Here is a 19,702-nt window from a genome sequence, read left to right on the forward strand (position 1 = left end):
CCGGTGTGGTCCAGGGCACTCCGGTGGGGGTCGGCGGGGTGCGGTTGCGGTCCACCGCCGGGTCCTCCGCCGGTCCTCCGCCGGGTTCTCCCGCGGTCCGGGCGGAGTGCGGCTGCGGTGCGGTGGGAGCGTCGTGGAGGGTCGGGTGTGACGTCCGGGGCCCTTCGGAGGGAGTGGCCGACAGGATGGGACAGGGGCCGCGAAACGGATTTGGGTGAACGGCGGCGGAGCGTGTAATGTCTTCCTCGCTCGCCCCAATAGCTCAGTCGGCAGAGCGTCTCCATGGTAAGGAGAAGGTCAACGGTTCGATTCCGTTTTGGGGCTCTGGTGTGTGAGGTTCCCGTCGCGAGACGGGAATCGATCGCATCACAGCGGTGTAGCTCAGTCGGTAGAGCAAGCGGCTCATAATCGCTGTGTCACCGGTTCAAGTCCGGTCACCGCTACACACAGTAGCCGATTGTGGGGTCGGTCCTTCGATCGGCTACTCTTTCTGCGTTCATTCAGTCTCAACTATCCCGTTCGTCAAGGAGCACTCACGTGGCTGCCACCGACGTCCGCCCGAAGATCACGCTGGCCTGCGTGGAGTGCAAGGAGCGGAACTACATCACCAAGAAGAACCGGCGTAACAACCCGGATCGTCTGGAGATGAAGAAGCACTGCCCGCGTTGCAATGCGCACACCGCGCATCGCGAAACGCGATAAATCAGGCTCGTACGCGAGGCCGTCCCCGTAGCCGGGGGCGGCCTCGCGTCGTTCTTCCCGCCGGCCGACCACGGCCGCACGAGACACAGGAGGTGCCGCGCGCATGGCGCTCGACCAGTCCTTCGTAGGGCGGAGCTACCCGCCCACCGATCCCTATGAAGTGGGCCGGGAGAAGATCCGCGAGTTCGCCGAAGCGGTGGGTGACGCCAACCCGGCGTACACGGACGCGGAAGCCGCCAAGGCGCTCGGCCACCCCGATGTGATCGCCCCGCCGACCTTTGTGTTCGCGGTCACCTTCAAGGCCGCCGGGGACGTCATCACCGACCCCCGGCTGGGCCTGGACTACAGCCGGGTGGTGCACGGCGACCAGAAGTTCTCCTACCGCCGTCCGGTGCGCGCCGGTGACCGGCTCACGGTCACCTCGACCATCGAGGCGATCAAGTCGATGGCGGGCAACGACATCCTCGACATTCGCGGCGAGGTGCACGACGAGGCCGGCGAGCACGTCGTGACGTCCTGGATCAAGCTGGTGGCCCGCGCGGGCGAGAACGAGGGGGCGTGAGCGGCATCATGACGGCGAAGATCTCCTACGCGGACGTCGAGGTCGGCACCGAACTGCCCGCGCAGACGTTTTCCGTGACCCGGGCCACCCTCGTCCAGTACGCGGGTGCCTCCGGCGACTTCAATCCCATTCACTGGAACGAGAAGTTCGCCAAGGAGGTCGGCCTGCCGGACGTCATCGCGCACGGCATGTTCACCATGGCCGAGGCGATCCGCGTGGTCACCGACTGGGTGGGCGACCCGGGAGCGGTCGTCGAGTACGGCGTCCGCTTCACCAGGCCGGTCGTCGTCCCCAACGACGACCAGGGCGCCACCATCGAGGTCAGTGGCAAGGTCGCGGCCAAGCTCGACGACCACACGGTCCGCGTCGACCTCACGGCGACCAGCGCCGGGCAGAAAGTGCTGGGAATGTCGCGGGCGGTCGTACGACTCGCCTGACCGAGGGGCCGGGACCGGGTCGTGTGGCACGACGTACGGCGTAAGGGGCGTTCTCCAGGAAGAGCGCCCCTTACGCCATGTCAGGCCGGCGGGCGGTCCACCTCTTGACGTGATTAGTGATTGAGTACTAACTTGCGGGCATGGTCAGGATGAGCGCAGAGGAGCGGCGCGAGAGCATCGTCCGCGCGGCGAGTGCCGAGTTCGCGCGCGGTGGCTATCACGGCACGTCGACCGAGGTGATCGCCAAGCGGGTCGGCGTCTCACAGCCGTATCTCTTCCGGCTCTTCCCGGGCAAGAAGGCCATCTTCCTGGCGGCGGCGGAACGCTGCGTGGAGGACAGCATCCGCATGTTCGCGGAGGCGTCCGAGGGGGTGGAGGGCGAAGAGGCCGTACATGCCATGGCGAACGCCTACATGCAGGCCATCGCGGAGCGGCCCGAGCTGCTCATGATGCAGATGCAGATGTACCTCGCGGTGGCGGCCGCCGAGGAGGAGGGGGATCAGGAGTTCGGCGCGACCGTACGCGCCGGCTGGCTGCGCCTGTGGGACACCGTCCACCTCGCCCTGGGGGCCGACACCAAGGAGACGACGACCTTCATGGCGTACGGCATGCTCATCAACTGCCTGTCCGCCATGGGGTTCCCGTCCGGTCACCGGATCTGGGAAGGGGTGGACCCGTCGGCGCGGCTCGACGATTAGCCGGCGAGCCGGGAATCGGACACCGCCCTCTTCTCTGTGCGCGAAAGTTAGTCATCAATAACTAACAACATCATCTCCTGGGGGAGCGATGTCACAGCAGACCGCACGCGGCGGCTCGGCCGTCTGGGCACTCGTCATCACCAGCGTCGCCGGCTTCATGGCGGCCCTCGACAACCTCGTCGTCACCACCGCACTGCCCTCCATCCGCGAGGACCTGGGCGGAGCCCTGCACGACCTGGAATGGACCGTGAGCGCCTACACGCTCACCTTCGCCGTCCTGCTGATGTTCGGCGCGGCCCTCGGTGACCGCTTCGGCCGCCGCCGTCTCTTCATCGTCGGCATCACCGTCTTCACCGCGGCCTCAGCCGCCGCGGCCATGGCCCCCGGCATCGACTCCCTGATCGCTGCCCGCGCGGTGCAGGGCGCCGGCGCCGCGGTCATGATGCCCCTCACCCTGACCCTGCTCACCGCGGCCGTGCCCGAGGCGCGGCGCGGCGCGGCGTACGGCATCTGGGGCGCCGTGAACGGCCTGGCCGTGGCCTCCGGGCCGTTGGTCGGCGGCAGCCTCACCGAACACATCTCCTGGCAGTGGATCTTCTGGCTGAACGTCCCGCTCGGTCTGATCCTCATCCCGCTCGCCCGCCTGCGCCTCGCCGAGTCCCGCGGCACCGGAGCCCCGCTCGACCTGCCCGGCACCCTGCTCGCCAGCGGCGGACTCTTCGGCATCGTGTACGGCCTGGTCCGCGGGCCCGTCGACGGCTGGACCGCCACCGTCGTCCTGACCGGCCTGTCCGCCGGGACGGCACTGCTCGTGGGCTTCGTGCTCCACAGCATCCGCGCCAAGAACCCCATGCTGCCGATGCGGCTGTTCCGCTCCCGTGCCTTCGCCGGTATCAACGCGGCGAGTCTGCTGATGTTCCTCGGTATGTTCGGCTCGGTCTTCCTGCTCAGCCAGTACATGCAGGGCGTGCTCGGCCACTCGCCCACCGAGGCGGGCCTGCGGATGCTGCCCTGGACCGGCATGCCGATGCTCGTCGCCCCGATCGCCGGCATCCTCTCCGACCGCGTCGGTGGCCGCCCGGTCGTCGCCACCGGCCTGTTCCTGCAGGCTCTCGGCCTCGGTCACCTGGCCGTGGTGGCGACCGCCGACGCCTCCTACGCGGCCCAACTGCCCGCCCTGATCATCAGCGGCATCGGCATGGCGCTGTACTTCGCCCCGGCCTCCAATCTGGTGATGTCCAGTGTCAGCCCGAAGGAACAGGGCATCGCCTCCGGAGCCAACAACGCCCTGCGCGAGGTGGGCGGTGCCCTCGGCATCGCGATCATGGCGTCGATCTTCGCGTCCCGGGGCGGCTACGAATCCGGTCAGACGTTCGTCGACGGTATGCGCCCGGCACTGGTGACCGGCGCCGTGGCGGTCGCCCTCGCGGGCGTCGCGACCCTGTTCATACCGGCTCGCAGGCGGCCCACCGCCCCCACCACGCCCCCGGCCGGTCCGACGCCCGAACCGGTACTGGAAACGATCTCCTGAGCCCACCCGAATCCTGAGCCCGCCGGAATCCCGAGCCCGCCGGAATCCCGAGCCCCCGAATCCGACAGGACCGTTCCTCTCGACTGAGCAGGGGTGAGTCCGCCCAGCCGTGTACGCCACGAGCGGTCTTGGGCGTACCGGTCCCCGGCGTACTCGCCCCCGGGGCGGCGACGCGCCTCCTGTGCCTGGTCCGGGCCCGGGAGGCCGGTTCCCCGCGCGACCCGGCCCCATGCGCACGGCCGGAGGCGACGGGGAGACCCTGAACCATCACCCCGGTGGAGCAGGGGCCCCGCTCACCGGCGCCGTACCCGGCGCCCCGGATCACACGCCCCCGTACACCCGGACGGCCCACGACACCGCAAGCACGGAAACCGACCACCACACGACCGAGTCGAACCACCCTCGCGCACACCCCCGGCAGACGTCTGACGCCACCTTCACCGACCACGGAAGGACCCGGTCATGCCCACGCTTCCCTGGACCGTCCCGAGCACCCCGCCGCCCCACACCGAAGTGCACGTCTTCGCCTCCCGCTTCGAGACCCACACCCTCCGGGGAGCCCTGCGGTTCCTCCTCAAGACCCCCGGCGTGTGGCGACAGGTGAGCAGGGCTCCCGGCGCGTACGGGGCCTCCCTGAAGGCGCAGCCGCTGCGGCGGACGTTCTGGACCGTGTCCGTCTGGGAGTCCCCGAAGGCTCTCGGCGCCTTCGCCCGTACCGGCCCGCACGCGCCGACCGCCCGCTGGCTCGCCTCGCAGATGCGCGACGCCAAGTTCGCCGACTGGACCGCGAGGAGCGAGGAACTCCCCGTCGACTGGACCGAAGTGCAGCGCCACCTCACCTGACGAACATTCCCGCGCGTGCGTCCGGCCGCACACGCCGCCCCCCTGCCGGCCCGTCGACACTGTTGGCGGATCCTGGGGCTGAACGTGACATCGGCCTTCATGACCCGTTGTGGTCGTGAAGGCCGACGTTGCGTTTGGGGAGGGTGCGTCGGTGTCGTTGCGCGCCAAGAGGATCGACGGGGTTCCTGAGAAGACGGCCCGGGTGGCACGGGCTGCGTTCCCCGAGGGCCCGCACCCGCAAGTCCAGTCTGGCAGCCCTCCGGCCTGCCGAGTAGGCCGCATGAGCTCATCCGACGCTGCCCCGCCATGGGCAGAGCAGAGGTGTCCGACTCCTTCAATGGTGATACGAGCCGTTCTGTGCGCGGCCCCAGTGCAACGTCGGCGGTCTGAATCTCGACCATGAAAACGTGCGGGTCCGGGCAGCAGGCTGCCCGGACCCGTAACTGGGCCGCTCGAAAGCGATACGATACGTCTCGTCTAGCCTCGGATTCGCCTTGGAGGAACACCGTGGAACGCTTCATCGACGCAGCACCCGGCGTACGCATCTGGACGGAAGGCCGGGGTGCCACAGACGCGTCTCCGCTGCTATTGATCATGGGAGCACAGGCACCCGGCCTGGGCTGGCCGAACGAGCTGGTGGACATGCTCACCTCCCGCCATCGTGTGATCCGCTACGACCACCGCGACACCGGCCGCTCCACTTGGGCGTTCAATCAGCGGCCCTATCCCCTCAGCCAACTCGCGGAAGACGCCCTCACGGTGCTGGACGGCCTCGACATCGAACGCGCCCACATAGTGGGCATGTCACTGGGAGGGATGCTCACCCAACTCCTTATGGCGGACCATCCCAACCGGTTGCTCAGCGCGACGCTGATCGGCACGAGCGCGCTGAGCGCTGTCCCATACGTCCAGCCGGATGGAACCCGGATCCCGCCCGAGGAACTCCCCGGTATCGCACCCCGCCTGCTGGAGATGTGGTCCCGTCCCGTGGAGGACCTCGGTCTGGAAGCGGAGCTGGAACGGCGGGTCGAGCACTGGCGGATCCTGGGCGGAAATCAGCTTCCCTTCGACGCCGAATACGCCCGCGCCCTGGAGTTGAAGGTCATCGAGCACACCGGGCACTACGCCACCAGCACCGCGCATGCCCGCGCCGACGCGTCCAACCTGAATCGCACCGAGCAACTCGCCCAGACCACAGTGCCCACCCTGGTCATCTCCGCTCCCGACGAACCAATCTTCCCGCCGCCCCATCCCCACCACCTTGCCCAGGCGATTCAAGGCGCACGTATCATCGAAATCCCCGGCATGGGGCACGCACTCCCACGTGAGGTGCACACGCCGCTCGCTACCGCGATCCTGGACCACACCAAACGCTGATGTGCAGCCGGGCCGAAGTGCTGCGGGAACCAGAACTTCCGGATGGATACCGCCGATCGCCCCCGACTTGATCCGCCGGACAGGCTCTAGTCTTGAGCCCGTGCAGGAACTCCACGACGCCCCCCTCGCCCCGCTGACCACGTTCCGCCTGGGCGGACCCGCGACCCGGCTGGTCACCGCGACGACCGACGAGGAAGTGGTCGCCGTCGTCCGTGAGGCCGACTCCGCCGGTACGCCCCTGCTGATCATCGGCGGCGGCTCCAACCTGGTCGTCGGCGACAAGGGCTTCGACGGAACAGCACTCGTCGTCGCCACCAAGGGCCTCACCCTGGACGGCACCCGCCTCGAACTCGCGGCCGGGGAGGTGTGGACCGACGCCGTCGCCCACACCGTGGAAGCCGGCCTGGCCGGCGTCGAGTGCCTGGCCGGCATCCCCGGCTCGGCGGGCGCCACTCCCATCCAGAACGTCGGTGCGTACGGCCAGGAGGTCTCCTCCACCATCACCGAGGTCGTCGCCTACGACCGCCGGACACGCGAGACGGTCACCCTCACCAACGAGGAATGCGCCTTCTCCTACCGTCACAGCCGCTTCAAGGCCGACCCCGAGCGGTACGTCGTCCTGCGCGTCCGCTTCGTGCTGGAGGACGCCGACGGCCTCTCCGGGCCCGTCCGGTACGCCGAGACGGCCCGCGTCCTCGGCGTCGCACCGGGCGAGCGCGTCCCCCTGTCCACGGCCCGCGAGACGGTCCTGAAGCTTCGTGCCGGCAAGGGCATGGTCCTGGACCCCGAGGACCACGACACCTGGTCAGCCGGCTCCTTCTTCACCAACCCGATCCTCACGGACGAGGAGTTTGCGGCCTTCCGGGCCCGGGCACGGCAACACCTCGGCACCGACACCGAGCCTCCCGCCTACCCCGCCGGGGAGGGGCGTACCAAGACCTCCGCAGCCTGGCTGATCGACAGGGCGGGCTTCACCAAGGGCTACGGCACCGGCCCCGCCCGCATCTCCACCAAGCACACCCTCGCCCTTACCAACCGCGGCGGGGCGACCACCGAGGACCTGCTGGCACTCGCCCGGGAGGTGGTCGCCGGGGTGCGCGAAGCCTTCGGTATCACGCTGGTCAACGAGCCGGTGACGGTCGGGGTCGGCCTCTGACCGGTTCCGGCTCACCCCACCGGGCCGTGCTCCGCCCCACCCCACCGGGCCGTGCTCCGCCCCACCCCACCGGGCCGTGCTCCGCCCCGCCCCACCGGACCGCGGCCCGCCCGCCCCTCATCCCATCGGCGCAGTGAGCCACGCGTCGACACCCGCCAGCAGATCCGCCTTGACCGCCTCCGGCGCCGCCGACCCGCGCACCGACTGCCGCGCCAGTTCCGCCAGCTCGGCGTCCGTGAACCCGTGATGCTCACGCGCGATCTCGTACTGGGCCGCCAGCCGGGAGCCGAACAGCAGCGGATCGTCCGCCCCCAGCGCCAACGGCACACCCGCCTCGAACAGCTTCCGCAACGGTACGTCCCCCGGCTTCTCGTAGACGCCCAGCGCCACGTTCGACGCCGGGCACACCTCGCACGTCACCTGCCGGTCCGCGAGCCGCTGCACCAGCCGCGGGTCCTCCGCCGCCCGCACCCCGTGCCCGATCCGGTCGGCCTCCAGGTCGTCCAGACAGTCCCGCACGGACACGGGCCCGTTCAGCTCACCGCCGTGCGGCGCGGACAGCAGCCCGCCCTCGCGCGCGATGGCGAACGCCCGGTCGAAGTCCCGGGCCATGCCACGCCGCTCGTCGTTGGACAGTCCGAATCCGATGACGCCCCGGTCCGTGTACCGCACCGCCAGCCGGGCCAGCGTGCGCGCGTCCAGGTGGTGCTTCATCCGGTTCGCGGCGACCAGCACCCGGATTCCGAGCCCGGTGTCCCGGCGCGCCGAGTCCACCGCGTCAAGGATGACCTCCAGCGCCGGGATCAGCCCGCCCAGCCGCGGCGCGTACGACGTCGGATCGACCTGGATCTCCAGCCAGCCCGAGCCGTCCCTCAGGTCCTCCTCCGCGGCCTCCCGTACCAGCCGCTGGATGTCCTCCGGCTCCCTCAGGCACGAGCGCGCCGCGTCGTACAGCCGCTGGAACCGGAACCAGCCCCGCTCGTCCGTGGCCCGCAGGCTCGGCGGTTCACCGCTGGTCAGCGCGTCGGTCAGCGCCTCGGGGAGGCGTACGCCGTACTTGTCGGCCAGTTCCAGCACGGTGGCGGGGCGCATCGACCCGGTGAAGTGCAGATGCAGATGGGCCTTCGGCAGCAGGGAGAGGTCACGTACACGTTCCATTCCAGGATCCTGCCGCACCTCCCGGCGGACCCGGTAGCACTTTCCCTGAACGTGGCCTTGCTCGCACGTCAGTATGAGGAAATACGAGGAAAGGTGAGGAAAGGCGAGGAAAACGAAGCGGGCCGCTTCCCCCGAAGGGAAACGGCCCGCAAACCACTCGGGCGAGTGGGTTTCAGCCGATCCGGCTCACTCGTACGAGTGGGCCGGACTCAGTCCTGTGCCTCCGCCAGCAGCTTCTGGATCCGGCTCACGCCCTCCACCAGGTCCTCGTCGCCCAGTGCGTAGGACAGCCGCAGGTATCCCGGAGTGCCGAAGGCCTCGCCGGGCACGACCGCGACCTCGACCTCCTCGAGGACGAGAGCGGCCAGTTCCACGGAGTTCTGCGGCCGTCGGCCCCGGATCTCCTTGCCGATCAGGGCCTTCACGGACGGGTAGGCGTAGAACGCCCCCTCGGGCTCGGGGCAGACCACGCCGTCGATCTCGTTGAGCATCCGCACGATGGTCCTGCGCCGGCGGTCGAAGGCCTCACGCATCGTGGCGACCGCGTCCAGGGAGCCGGAGACCGCGGCCAGCGCCGCCACCTGGGCGACGTTCGACACGTTCGACGTGGCGTGCGACTGCAGGTTGGTGGCGGCCTTCACGACGTCCTTCGGGCCGATGATCCACCCGACCCGCCAGCCGGTCATCGCGTACGTCTTCGCGACACCGTTGACCACGATGCACCTGTCCCGCAGCTCCGGCAGGACGGCGGGCAGTGAGGTGAAGGTGGCGTCGCCGTAGACCAGGTGCTCGTAAATCTCGTCGGTCAGCACCCACAGACCGTGCTCGACCGCCCAGCGGCCGATCGCCTCGGCGTCCTCGGCGCTGTAGACCGCGCCGGTCGGGTTCGAGGGGGAGACGAACAGGACGACCTTGGTCCTCTCCGTCCGCGCGGCCTCCAGCTGTTCCACGCTGACGCGGTAGCCGGTCGTCTCGTCGGCGACGACCTCGACCGGGACACCGCCGGCCAGCCGGATCGACTCCGGGTACGTCGTCCAGTACGGGGCCGGGACGATGACCTCGTCGCCCGGGTCGAGGATCGCGGCGAAGGCCTGGTAGATGGCCTGCTTTCCGCCGTTGGTGACGAGGACCTGGGCGGGGTCCACCTCGTAGCCGGAGTCGCGCAGTGTCTTCGCGGCGATCGCGGCCTTCAGCTCGGGCAGCCCGCCGGCCGGCGTGTAGCGGTGGTACTTCGGGTTCCTGCACGCCTCGATCGCGGCGTCGACGATGTAGTCCGGAGTCGGGAAGTCGGGCTCACCGGCGCCGAAGCCGATCACCGGTCGCCCGGCGGCCTTGAGGGCCTTGGCCTTGGCGTCCACGGCGAGGGTGGCGGACTCGGAGATCGCACCGACCCGGGCGGAGACCCGGCGCTCGGTGGGAGGGGTTGCAGAGCTCATGGGTCCATCGTTCCAGACCGGAAACCTGCCCGGCACGGGGGTTTCACGGACTGAACAGGTCCTGGCCAACCTCTGAACACCAGTCCGGATCCGCCCCGCCAGCCCGCCCCGGCCAGGACGATCTTCGGCCGGGAGACCGGTCACCGGCGCTTTCTGTTCGACGCCCGGCCCCGAAACACGTACACTCACACCTCGTTGGCCTTCTGCGACCGCGCTCACCGGGTGCACACCAGGCATCCGGGCGGATGCGGTACGTTGGGGGACACACAAAGGGTCGTAGCTCAATTGGTAGAGCACTGGTCTCCAAAACCAGCGGTTGGGGGTTCAAGTCCCTCCGGCCCTGCTATACACAACCTTAGCCAGGATGTGTACGCATGTACGTACAGCAATGCACCGCCGTGCGGCTCATACCGGGCGCGGCACGGCCATGACCCGGAATCAGGTGAGGACGAGTGACGGACGCCGTGGGCTCCATCGACATGCCTGATGCCGAGGACGAGGCGCCGGACTCCAAGAAGAACCGCAAGGGCGGCAAGCGGGCCAAGAAGGGCCCCCTGAAGCGTCTCGCGCTCTTCTACCGCCAGATCGTGGCGGAGCTTCGTAAGGTTGTCTGGCCGACCCGGAACCAGCTGACGTCGTACACAACCGCAGTGATCATCTTTGTGGTCGTCATGATCGGCCTGATCACTCTGATCGACTACGGGCTCGGCCACGTCGCCAAGTACGTCTTCGGCTGAGCCGCCTGCGAAGAGCGCCGAGGTACCCGGCGCTCCTTTCGCGTGTTCCACCCCTATGTATCCAGGAAGAAGCAGCCACCGTGTCTGACCCGAACGTGAACGACGCCATCGAGCCGGTCGAGTCCGTCGAGGACGAGCTCGACACCGTCGGGGGCGCGGACAGCGAGGCCTCCAAGGCCTCCGCCGAGGTCGAGGCTGCCGACGCCGCCGCGGACGAGTCCGCAACGGTGGCCGATCCGACCCCTGAGGCCGCGGAGGCCGACGCACCCGAGGCCGACGCCGCCGAGTCCGAGGCCGAAAAGGCCGAAGAGACCGAGGCCGAAGAGACCGAGGCCGAAGAGGCCCAGGACGATCGCGACCCGGTCGAGAAGCTCCGCGAGGAACTGCGGACGCTGCCCGGCGAGTGGTACGTCATCCACACGTACGCGGGGTACGAGAACCGGGTGAAGACCAACCTGGAGCAGCGTGCCGTCTCGCTGAACGTCGAGGACTTCATCTTCCAGGCCGAGGTGCCGCAGGAAGAGGTCGTCCAGATCAAGAACGGCGACCGCAAGACGATCAAGCAGAACAAGCTCCCGGGTTACGTCCTGGTCCGCATGGACCTGACGAACGAGTCCTGGGGCGTCGTCCGCAACACCCCCGGTGTCACCGGCTTCGTGGGCAACGCCTACGACCCGTACCCGCTGACCCTGGACGAGATCGTCAAGATGCTCGCCCCGGAGGCCGAGGAGAAGGCCGCCCGCGAGGCCGCCGAGGCCGAGGGCAAGCCGGCTCCGCAGCGCAAGGTCGAGGTCCAGGTGCTGGACTTCGAGGTCGGCGACTCGGTCACCGTCACCGACGGCCCGTTCGCCACCCTCCAGGCGACCATCAACGAGATCAACCCCGACTCCAAGAAGGTCAAGGGCCTGGTGGAGATCTTCGGCCGCGAAACGCCGGTCGAGCTCTCCTTCGACCAGATCCAGAAGAACTGACCCGGTTCCGGGCGGTTCGAACATTCTGGACAGCAGCTTCCGGGCAGGTCAGGTGAACGCTCAGGCGTCTGCCTGACCTGCTCGGTTTTTGGCCGCACATCCATACCCGCTATCGTTGTGCGGTATGCCTGCGTCCGGGTTGATTCCCGGTGTGCGGGCAGGACCCGAATCGAAAGGACCCGGAGAGCCATGCCTCCCAAGAAGAAGAAGGTCACGGGGCTCATCAAGCTCCAGATCCAGGCCGGTGCCGCCAACCCGGCCCCGCCGGTCGGCCCCGCGCTGGGTCAGCACGGCGTCAACATCATGGAGTTCTGCAAGGCCTACAACGCCGCGACCGAGTCGCAGCGTGGCTGGGTCATCCCGGTGGAGATCACGGTCTACGAGGACCGTTCCTTCACCTTCATCACCAAGACCCCGCCGGCCGCGAAGATGATCCTCAAGGCCGCGGGTGTGGAGAAGGGCTCCGGCGAGCCGCACAAGACCAAGGTCGCGAAGATCACCGCCGACCAGGTCCGTGAGATCGCCACGACCAAGATGCCCGACCTCAACGCCAACGACCTGGACGCCGCGTCGAAGATCATCGCCGGCACCGCCCGTTCCATGGGCATCACGGTCGAGGGCTGACCTCCACCCCCGTAAGCCAAGCAGAAGTGTGGAAGGGCCCGCTCGGCCCGGACCACGACTCCTAAGAACCCACAGGAGCTATACGTGAGCAAGCGCAGCAAGTCTCTCCGCGCTGCGGACGCCAAGATCGACCGGGAGAAGCTGTACGCCCCGCTCGAGGCCGTCCGTCTCGCCAAGGAGACCTCCACCTCGAAGTTCGACGGCACCGTCGAGGTCGCCTTCCGCCTGGGCGTTGACCCGCGCAAGGCCGACCAGATGGTCCGTGGCACCGTGAACCTCCCGCACGGCACCGGCAAGACCGCCCGGGTCCTGGTCTTCGCGACCGGCGACCGTGCCGAGGCCGCGCGTGCCGCGGGCGCCGACATCGTCGGCGCCGACGAACTGATCGACGAGGTGTCGAAGGGCCGTCTGGACTTCGACGCCGTCGTCGCCACCCCGGACCTCATGGGCAAGGTCGGCCGCCTCGGCCGCGTGCTCGGTCCCCGTGGTCTCATGCCGAACCCCAAGACCGGCACCGTCACCCCGGACGTCACCAAGGCTGTCAACGACATCAAGGGTGGCAAGATCGAGTTCCGCGTCGACAAGCACTCGAACCTGCACTTCATCATCGGCAAGACGTCCTTCGACGACACCAAGCTGGTGGAGAACTACGGCGCCGCGCTGGAGGAGATCCTCCGTCTGAAGCCGTCCGCCGCGAAGGGCCGGTACATCAAGAAGGCCGCGCTCAGCACCACGATCGGCCCCGGCGTTCCGCTCGACCCGAACCGCACCCGCAACCTCCTCGTCGAAGAGGACCCGGCGGCGGTCTGAGCCCCCCGGGCCGGCCCGACCGGCCCCGCGCTCACCGAGCAACACCGTGAGTCCGTCCCCGCGCCTTACAAGGCCCGGGGACGGGCTTTTTTCGTACGTCTGTGTCGGTTGGGTGGGTTACGGTTCAACGGACTTCACAGATCAGGCAAAGTGCAACAGGGGTGGGATTCATGGGTGTGTCCGCATGGAAGCGCGCGGGTGTCTGCGTGGCGGCCGTGACGGTGGTCGCGGGTGTCTCGGGCTGTCGGGCCGGCGACGGGGGAGCGGAGGGGAAGGCGGCGGAGCCCAAGGTCCTGTCCCGGGGGGAGGCGGCCGAGGTCCTTCAGACCGCCTTCAAGAAGACGGCCGAGGCGAAGTCGGCCAAGGTCCGGATGACCATGTCGGTGCCCGCCGGAGCGCAGGGCATGGGGGACATGATGGGCATCGCGGGCGACGGCACCATGGAGATGACCGGAGTCCAGGGCTGGGACCCGGCGGTCATGGATCTGACCATCAAGGGGTCCGGCCCCGGGGAGACCGATCCCGGCGCGCCCTCCGGGACCCGCATGATCATGCTGGACAACGTCATGTACGCGGACATGGGCGCGGAGCAGGCCGCCGAGATGGACGGCAAGCGCTGGATGAAGCTGGACTTCCAGGCCATCGCCGAGGAGGCCGGAAGCGCGGAACTGCAGAAGCAGATGACCGGCAGCCTGGAGAGCATGAACCAGGACCCGGCCCGGCAGCTGGCCCTGCTGCTCGAGTCGCCGAACCTGAAGCACGTCGGCCCGCAGAAGGCGGACGGTGTCCAGGCGCAGCACTACAAGGGCACCCTGACCTTCGAGGAGATGATCAAGGGCGACGAGTCCCTCGACCTCCTCTCCGAGGAGGAGCGCGAGGAGCTCGTCGCCAACGCCGAGAAGGCGGGGGTGAAGGGCTACGACACCGAGGTCTGGGTCAACGAGGACGACTACCCGGTCAAGATGGTCTTCGGCGTGGAGTCGGACGAGGGCACGGTCGAGATCACGACGCACTACTCCGACTACGGGGCCCAGGCCGAGGTCGAGGCGCCGCCGGCCAAGGAGACGGTCGATCTCTTCGAGATGCTGCAGGGCCTCGAGGAAGGGCTCGCGGACGCCGGGGCCGACGTCTGAGCGTCAGGACCGTCCCGACGACCCGACCGTCCTGACGGTCCGTCCCGGACGTTCCACCGGGACCGGATTTGCCTCGCGGCGATCCGTTCCCGTACTCTCCAGAAGAAGCCAAAGACCGCTGGTCGTTGCCGTGCGCTTGCAAGAGGGTGCGGTGGCCGAAGGATCCGCTGAACTGCGGACGACCCGCGCAGGTGACAGTGGAAGAGTTCCCGGAATTCGCGGCCGCGAGGATGCGAAACAACCGGTTGAGCCCAGCCCCGTGCGCCTGCGCCCGGGGCGTTTCGTTTTCCCCAGTCCTCCTTCGGGTCCGCGCGGTCCGAATCACCCGGAAGGAGGCCGAGGCTCTATGGCGAGGCCCGACAAGGCTGCCGCGGTTGCCGAGCTGACGGACCAGTTCCGCAACTCGAACGCCGCCGTGCTGACCGAGTACCGCGGTCTCACCGTGGCGCAGCTCAAGCAGCTGCGCCGTTCGCTCGGTGAGAACGCCCAGTACGCCGTGGTGAAGAACACGCTGACCAAGATTGCGGCCAACGAGGCCGGGATCACGACGCTGGACGACCTGTTCAACGGTCCGACGGCAGTCGCCTTCGTCACCGGTGACCCGGTGGAGTCGGCGAAGGGTCTTCGTGACTTCTCCAAGGACAACCCGAATCTCGTCATCAAGGGCGGTGTCCTTGACGGCAAGGCGCTGTCCGCCGACGAGATCAAGAAGCTCGCGGACCTCGAGTCCCGCGAGGTTCTGCTCTCCAAGCTGGCAGGTGCCTTCAAGGGCAAGCAGTCCCAGACTGCTCAGCTCTTCCAGGCGCTTCCGTCGAAGCTCGTCCGCACCGTGGACGCGCTTCGCGCCAAGCAGGACGAGCAGGGCGGTGCCGAGTAATTCGGCTCGCTTTCCGGCCCTCGCCGACATGAGGCAAGGGTCATAGCGGGCCCGACGTACGCCCGCCTCACCCAGTACACCCGGCACCTGCCGATTTAGTGGAAGGACCGCCATCATGGCGAAGCTCACCCAGGACGAGCTGCTGGCCCAGTTCGAGGGCATGACTCTCATCGAGCTCTCCGAGTTCGTGAAGGCCTTCGAGGAGAAGTTCGACGTCACCGCCGCCGCCGCGGTCGCCGTGGCCGGCCCCGCCGCCCCGGGCGCCCCGGTCGAGGCCGAGGCCGAGAAGGACGAGTTCGACGTCGTCCTCACCGGCGCCGGCGACAAGAAGATCCAGGTCATCAAGGTCGTGCGCGAGCTGACCTCCCTCGGCCTGAAGGAGGCCAAGGACCTGGTCGACGGTGCGCCGAAGCCCGTCGTCGAGAAGGTCAACAAGGAAGCCGCGGACAAGGCCAAGGAGGCGCTCGAGGGCGCCGGTGCCTCCGTCGAGGTCAAGTAGGACCTTCCGGTCCGACAGGACCTCCGCGGTCCGGCAGCGCCGGTTCCGCACCGCGTCCAGCAGGGCGTGTAACGCGTAAGCGCCGAGGAGCGATCATCCATCCGGGTGGTCGCTCTTCGGTGTCTCCGGGCCCGGCGGCGGCTTCCTCGAACCCGGGACGGCGGGGGGTATGGTGATCTTCGTTGTGGCCCCGCGCGGGCCGCGAGGGGTCGCCCGTCGGAAGGCGGTTCGGGCAAGGGGGGCCTTGACGAACCGCACGTGGCGCGCAATTCTCAGGACGCGTCGTCACAAGGATCCGGATCCGAGGCATGGATCGGTGGCGAAGAGGGCAGTATCACGGTGCGTTGAGGGCAGAACCGTGCCGCAGCAGTCGCAACAGTCGGTCGCAGGAGTTGAGAGCAACGAGGGCCTTCGAGGGTCTCGAAAACCCGCACTGGACATCAGTGTGCCAAGTGGCTACACTGTCCCTTTGCGCTGCCTGTTAGCTGTCCCCTGCCCGTCACCAGGGGCGTGCCCTCACTTGAGCATTGACGATCAGACCTTTCCGACCCGGCCCTTTTCGCCGGGAAGCGAAGTGTCTGCCGTTGTGTCCCGTGGGGAGCCGGTACGCGCGTAGTGAGTCCGAGCCCTCGGAAGGACCCCCTCTTGGCCGCCTCGCGCAATGCCTCGACCTCGAATACGAACAACGCTGCCAGCACCGCCCCGCTGCGCATCTCCTTTGCAAAGATCAGGGAGCCCCTCGAGGTTCCGAACCTTCTCGCGCTGCAAACCGAGAGCTTCGACTGGCTGCTCGGAAACGCCGCCTGGAAGGCTCGCGTCGAGGCCGCTCTGGAGAACGGTCAGGACGTCCCCACCAAGTCCGGCCTGGAGGAGATCTTCGAGGAGATCTCCCCGATCGAGGACTTCTCCGGGTCGATGTCGCTGACCTTCCGCGACCACCGCTTCGAACCCCCGAAGAACAGCATCGACGAGTGCAAGGACCGCGACTTCACGTACGCGGCGCCGCTCTTCGTCACCGCCGAGTTCACCAACAACGAGACCGGCGAGATCAAGTCCCAGACGGTCTTCATGGGCGACTTCCCGCTCATGACGAACAAGGGCACCTTCGTCATCAACGGCACCGAGCGTGTCGTGGTGTCGCAGCTGGTCCGTTCGCCGGGTGTCTACTTCGACTCCAGCATCGACAAGACGTCCGACAAGGACATCTTCTCCGCCAAGATCATCCCGTCCCGGGGTGCCTGGCTGGAGATGGAGATCGACAAGCGCGACATGGTCGGCGTCCGCGTCGACCGCAAGCGCAAGCAGTCCGTCACCGTCCTGCTCAAGGCGCTCGGCTGGACCACCGAGCAGATCCTCGAGGAGTTCGGCGAGTACGAGTCCATGCGCGCCACCCTGGAGAAGGACCACACCCAGGGCCAGGACGACGCGCTGCTCGACATCTACCGCAAGCTGCGTCCGGGCGAGCCCCCCACCCGTGAGGCCGCGCAGACGCTGCTCGAGAACCTCTACTTCAACCCGAAGCGCTACGACCTCGCCAAGGTCGGCCGTTACAAGGTCAACAAGAAGCTGGGTGCCGACGCGCCGCTCGACGCGGGCGTGCTGACCGTCGAGGACGTCATCTCGACGATCAAGTACCTGGTGAAGCTGCACGCCGGCGAGGTCGAGACCGTCGGTGACAGCGGTCAGAACATCGTCGTCGAGACGGACGACATCGACCACTTCGGCAACCGCCGCCTGCGCAGCGTCGGCGAGCTCATCCAGAACCAGGTCCGTACGGGTCTGGCCCGGATGGAGCGCGTCGTGCGTGAGCGCATGACGACGCAGGACGTCGAGGCGATCACGCCGCAGACCCTGATCAACATCCGGCCGGTCGTCGCCTCCATCAAGGAGTTCTTCGGCACCAGCCAGCTGTCCCAGTTCATGGACCAGAACAACCCGCTGTCCGGGCTGACGCACAAGCGTCGTCTGTCCGCGCTCGGCCCGGGTGGTCTCTCCCGTGAGCGGGCCGGCTTCGAGGTCCGTGACGTGCACCCCTCGCACTACGGCCGCATGTGCCCGATCGAGACCCCTGAAGGCCCGAACATCGGTCTGATCGGCTCGCTCGCCTCCTACGGCCGGGTCAACGCGTTCGGCTTCGTCGAGACCCCGTACCGCAAGGTGGTCGACGGCCAGGTCACCGACGACGTCGACTACCTGACCGCCGACGAGGAGGACCGCTTCGTCATCGCGCAGGCCAACGCGCCGCTGAACGACGACCTGCGGTTCGCCGAGGCCCGCGTGCTGGTCCGCCGCAAGGGCGGCGAGGTCGACTACGTCAGCCCCGACGAGGTCGACTACATGGACGTCTCGCCGCGCCAGATGGTGTCGGTCGCGACGGCCATGATCCCCTTCCTCGAGCACGACGACGCCAACCGTGCCCTCATGGGCGCGAACATGATGCGTCAGGCCGTGCCGCTGATCCGTTCCGAGTCCCCGCTCGTCGGCACCGGCATGGAGTACCGCTCCGCCGCCGACGCCGGTGACGTGGTCAAGGCCGAGAAGGCGGGTGTGGTCCAGGAGGTCTCCGCGGACTACATCACCACGACCAACGACGACGGCACGTACATCACGTACCGCCTGGCCAAGTTCGCCCGCTCCAACCAGGGCACCTCGGTCAACCAGAAGGTCATCGTCAACGAGGGCGACCGCGTCATCGAGGGCCAGGTCCTCGCCGACGGTCCGGCCACCGAGAACGGCGAGATGGCGCTCGGCAAGAACCTGCTGGTCGCGTTCATGCCGTGGGAGGGTCACAACTACGAGGACGCGATCATCCTGTCGCAGCGCCTCGTCCAGGACGACGTCCTCTCCTCGATCCACATCGAGGAGCACGAGGTCGACGCCCGTGACACCAAGCTCGGCCCCGAGGAGATCACCCGGGACATCCCGAACGTCTCCGAGGAGGTCCTCGCCGACCTCGACGAGCGCGGCATCATCCGCATCGGTGCCGAGGTCGTCGCCGGTGACATCCTCGTCGGCAAGGTCACGCCCAAGGGCGAGACCGAGCTGACCCCGGAGGAGCGCCTGCTGCGCGCGATCTTCGGTGAGAAGGCCCGCGAGGTCCGTGACACCTCCCTGAAGGTGCCGCACGGCGAGATCGGCAAGATCATCGGCGTGCGCGTCTTCGACCGCGAGGAGGGCGACGAGCTTCCCCCCGGTGTGAACCAGCTGGTGCGCGTCTACGTCGCGCAGAAGCGCAAGATCACCGACGGTGACAAGCTCGCCGGCCGGCACGGCAACAAGGGCGTCATCTCGAAGATCCTGCCGATCGAGGACATGCCGTTCCTGGAGGACGGCACCCCGGTCGACATCATCCTCAACCCCCTCGGTGTGCCGTCCCGGATGAACCCGGGACAGGTCCTGGAGATCCACCTCGGCTGGCTCGCCAGCCGCGGCTGGGACGTCTCCGGCCTCGCCGACGAGTGGGCGCAGCGCCTGCAGGTGATCGGCGCCGACAAGGTCGAGCCCGGTACCAACGTCGCCACCCCCGTCTTCGACGGTGCGCGCGAGGACGAGCTGGCCGGCCTGCTGCAGCACACGATCCCGAACCGGGACGGCGAGCGCATGGTGCTCCCCTCCGGCAAGGCGAGGCTGTTCGACGGCCGCTCCGGCGAGCCGTTCCCGGAGCCGATCTCGGTCGGTTTCATGTACATCCTCAAGCTGCACCACCTGGTCGACGACAAGCTGCACGCCCGCTCGACCGGTCCGTACTCGATGATCACCCAGCAGCCGCTGGGTGGTAAGGCCCAGTTCGGTGGCCAGCGCTTCGGTGAGATGGAGGTGTGGGCGCTGGAGGCGTACGGCGCCGCTTACGCACTCCAGGAGCTGCTGACCATCAAGTCCGACGACGTCACCGGCCGCGTGAAGGTCTACGAGGCCATCGTCAAGGGCGAGAACATCCCCGAGCCCGGCATCCCCGAGTCCTTCAAGGTGCTCATCAAGGAGATGCAGTCCCTGTGCCTCAACGTGGAGGTGCTGTCCTCGGACGGCATGTCCATCGAGATGCGCGACACCGACGAGGACGTCTTCCGCGCTGCGGAGGAGCTTGGCATCGACCTGTCCCGGCGCGAGCCGAGCAGCGTCGAAGAGGTCTGACGGGAGTTTTGGCCAGGAGG

18 protein-coding genes and 3 tRNA genes are annotated in these 19,702 nt (G+C 68.1%); 19 read left to right on the forward strand and 2 right to left on the reverse strand.

Annotated elements, in window-relative coordinates; all coding sequences use genetic code 11:
* Positions 1 to 251 precede the first annotated feature (251 nt).
* From ACWZEH_RS20565 to ACWZEH_RS20610, 10 genes are all read left to right on the forward strand, one after another.
* Positions 252 to 324, forward strand: a tRNA-Thr gene (locus ACWZEH_RS20565).
* Between the two features lie 46 nt (positions 325 to 370).
* A tRNA-Met gene (locus tag ACWZEH_RS20570) sits at positions 371 to 443 on the forward strand.
* A gap of 94 nt (positions 444 to 537) precedes the next feature.
* Positions 538 to 702 carry a 50S ribosomal protein L33 gene (gene rpmG / locus ACWZEH_RS20575; protein WP_003948671.1) on the forward strand — a complete coding sequence of 55 codons (165 nt, stop codon included), beginning with the start codon at positions 538 to 540 and terminating at the stop codon, positions 700 to 702.
* 103 nt (positions 703 to 805) lie between these two features.
* Positions 806 to 1,264 (forward strand): FAS1-like dehydratase domain-containing protein, encoded by a 459-nt coding sequence (locus ACWZEH_RS20580; RefSeq protein ID WP_456192610.1) that lies wholly within the window; start codon positions 806 to 808, stop codon positions 1,262 to 1,264.
* 8 nt (positions 1,265 to 1,272) lie between these two features.
* Positions 1,273 to 1,701, forward strand: a complete 429-nt coding sequence (locus tag ACWZEH_RS20585) for a MaoC family dehydratase (protein WP_456199736.1) — start codon at positions 1,273 to 1,275, stop codon at positions 1,699 to 1,701.
* A gap of 140 nt (positions 1,702 to 1,841) precedes the next feature.
* A complete protein-coding gene (locus tag ACWZEH_RS20590; protein WP_456192611.1) occupies positions 1,842 to 2,399 on the forward strand; it encodes a TetR/AcrR family transcriptional regulator in 558 nt (185 codons plus the stop codon).
* 88 nt (positions 2,400 to 2,487) lie between these two features.
* Complete coding sequence (locus ACWZEH_RS20595; protein ID WP_456192612.1) at positions 2,488 to 3,930, forward strand: DHA2 family efflux MFS transporter permease subunit; 1,443 nt, start codon at positions 2,488 to 2,490, stop codon at positions 3,928 to 3,930.
* Positions 3,931 to 4,392: 462 nt separating this feature from the next.
* On the forward strand, positions 4,393 to 4,773 hold the full coding sequence (locus tag ACWZEH_RS20600; RefSeq protein ID WP_456192613.1) for a DUF3291 domain-containing protein: 381 nt from the start codon (positions 4,393 to 4,395) through the stop codon (positions 4,771 to 4,773).
* A gap of 507 nt (positions 4,774 to 5,280) precedes the next feature.
* Entirely contained in the window at positions 5,281 to 6,150 is an 870-nt protein-coding gene (locus tag ACWZEH_RS20605) for an alpha/beta fold hydrolase (RefSeq protein WP_456192614.1), read from the forward strand.
* 70 nt (positions 6,151 to 6,220) lie between these two features.
* On the forward strand, positions 6,221 to 7,306 hold the full coding sequence (locus ACWZEH_RS20610) for a UDP-N-acetylmuramate dehydrogenase (protein ID WP_456199738.1): 1,086 nt from the start codon (positions 6,221 to 6,223) through the stop codon (positions 7,304 to 7,306).
* Between the two features lie 117 nt (positions 7,307 to 7,423).
* Here ACWZEH_RS20610 and ACWZEH_RS20615 read toward each other — a convergent pair whose 3' ends face one another.
* Both ACWZEH_RS20615 and ACWZEH_RS20620 read right to left on the reverse strand, forming a co-directional pair.
* Positions 7,424 to 8,464 carry an adenosine deaminase gene (locus ACWZEH_RS20615; RefSeq protein WP_456192615.1) on the reverse strand — a complete coding sequence of 347 codons (1,041 nt, stop codon included), beginning with the start codon at positions 8,462 to 8,464 and terminating at the stop codon, positions 7,424 to 7,426.
* Between the two features lie 209 nt (positions 8,465 to 8,673).
* Complete coding sequence (locus ACWZEH_RS20620; RefSeq protein ID WP_456192616.1) at positions 8,674 to 9,900, reverse strand: pyridoxal phosphate-dependent aminotransferase; 1,227 nt, start codon at positions 9,898 to 9,900, stop codon at positions 8,674 to 8,676.
* 270 nt (positions 9,901 to 10,170) lie between these two features.
* Here ACWZEH_RS20620 and ACWZEH_RS20625 point away from each other — a divergent pair.
* From ACWZEH_RS20625 to rpoB, 9 genes are all read left to right on the forward strand, one after another.
* A tRNA-Trp gene (locus ACWZEH_RS20625) sits at positions 10,171 to 10,243 on the forward strand.
* A 109-nt stretch (positions 10,244 to 10,352) separates the two neighbouring features.
* Positions 10,353 to 10,637: a preprotein translocase subunit SecE gene (secE, locus tag ACWZEH_RS20630; RefSeq protein WP_257851081.1), complete on the forward strand. Its 285-nt coding sequence runs from the start codon at positions 10,353 to 10,355 to the stop codon at positions 10,635 to 10,637.
* A gap of 80 nt (positions 10,638 to 10,717) precedes the next feature.
* Positions 10,718 to 11,608: a transcription termination/antitermination protein NusG gene (nusG, locus tag ACWZEH_RS20635; RefSeq protein ID WP_456192617.1), complete on the forward strand. Its 891-nt coding sequence runs from the start codon at positions 10,718 to 10,720 to the stop codon at positions 11,606 to 11,608.
* A 189-nt stretch (positions 11,609 to 11,797) separates the two neighbouring features.
* On the forward strand, positions 11,798 to 12,232 hold the full coding sequence (rplK, locus tag ACWZEH_RS20640; RefSeq protein WP_024883170.1) for a 50S ribosomal protein L11: 435 nt from the start codon (positions 11,798 to 11,800) through the stop codon (positions 12,230 to 12,232).
* 84 nt (positions 12,233 to 12,316) lie between these two features.
* On the forward strand, positions 12,317 to 13,042 hold the full coding sequence (gene rplA / locus ACWZEH_RS20645) for a 50S ribosomal protein L1 (RefSeq protein WP_456192618.1): 726 nt from the start codon (positions 12,317 to 12,319) through the stop codon (positions 13,040 to 13,042).
* A gap of 170 nt (positions 13,043 to 13,212) precedes the next feature.
* Positions 13,213 to 14,175, forward strand: a complete 963-nt coding sequence (locus ACWZEH_RS20650) for an SCO4651 family lipoprotein (RefSeq protein WP_456192619.1) — start codon at positions 13,213 to 13,215, stop codon at positions 14,173 to 14,175.
* Positions 14,176 to 14,521: 346 nt separating this feature from the next.
* A complete protein-coding gene (gene rplJ / locus ACWZEH_RS20655) occupies positions 14,522 to 15,052 on the forward strand; it encodes a 50S ribosomal protein L10 (RefSeq protein ID WP_456192620.1) in 531 nt (176 codons plus the stop codon).
* Between the two features lie 115 nt (positions 15,053 to 15,167).
* Positions 15,168 to 15,551: a 50S ribosomal protein L7/L12 gene (gene rplL / locus ACWZEH_RS20660; RefSeq protein WP_456192621.1), complete on the forward strand. Its 384-nt coding sequence runs from the start codon at positions 15,168 to 15,170 to the stop codon at positions 15,549 to 15,551.
* Positions 15,552 to 16,196: 645 nt separating this feature from the next.
* Positions 16,197 to 19,682 (forward strand): DNA-directed RNA polymerase subunit beta, encoded by a 3,486-nt coding sequence (rpoB, locus tag ACWZEH_RS20665; RefSeq protein WP_456192622.1) that lies wholly within the window; start codon positions 16,197 to 16,199, stop codon positions 19,680 to 19,682.
* Positions 19,683 to 19,702: the final 20 nt, after the last annotated feature.

The sequence above is a fragment of the Streptomyces yamdrokensis genome, assembly GCF_053890455.1.

Coding starts and splice junctions, on each gene's coding strand:
- ACWZEH_RS20580 (WP_456192610.1), top strand. CDS start 806: ATGGCGCTCGACCAGTCCTTCGTAGGGCGGAGCTACCCGCCCACCGAT.
- ACWZEH_RS20585 (WP_456199736.1), top strand. CDS start 1,273: ATGACGGCGAAGATCTCCTACGCGGACGTCGAGGTCGGCACCGAACTG.
- ACWZEH_RS20590 (WP_456192611.1), top strand. CDS start 1,842: ATGGTCAGGATGAGCGCAGAGGAGCGGCGCGAGAGCATCGTCCGCGCG.
- ACWZEH_RS20595 (WP_456192612.1), top strand. CDS start 2,488: ATGTCACAGCAGACCGCACGCGGCGGCTCGGCCGTCTGGGCACTCGTC.
- ACWZEH_RS20600 (WP_456192613.1), top strand. CDS start 4,393: ATGCCCACGCTTCCCTGGACCGTCCCGAGCACCCCGCCGCCCCACACC.
- ACWZEH_RS20615 (WP_456192615.1), bottom strand. CDS start 8,464: ATGGAACGTGTACGTGACCTCTCCCTGCTGCCGAAGGCCCATCTGCAT.
- ACWZEH_RS20620 (WP_456192616.1), bottom strand. CDS start 9,900: ATGAGCTCTGCAACCCCTCCCACCGAGCGCCGGGTCTCCGCCCGGGTC.
- rplK (WP_024883170.1), top strand. CDS start 11,798: ATGCCTCCCAAGAAGAAGAAGGTCACGGGGCTCATCAAGCTCCAGATC.
- ACWZEH_RS20650 (WP_456192619.1), top strand. CDS start 13,213: ATGGGTGTGTCCGCATGGAAGCGCGCGGGTGTCTGCGTGGCGGCCGTG.
- rplJ (WP_456192620.1), top strand. CDS start 14,522: ATGGCGAGGCCCGACAAGGCTGCCGCGGTTGCCGAGCTGACGGACCAG.
- rplL (WP_456192621.1), top strand. CDS start 15,168: ATGGCGAAGCTCACCCAGGACGAGCTGCTGGCCCAGTTCGAGGGCATG.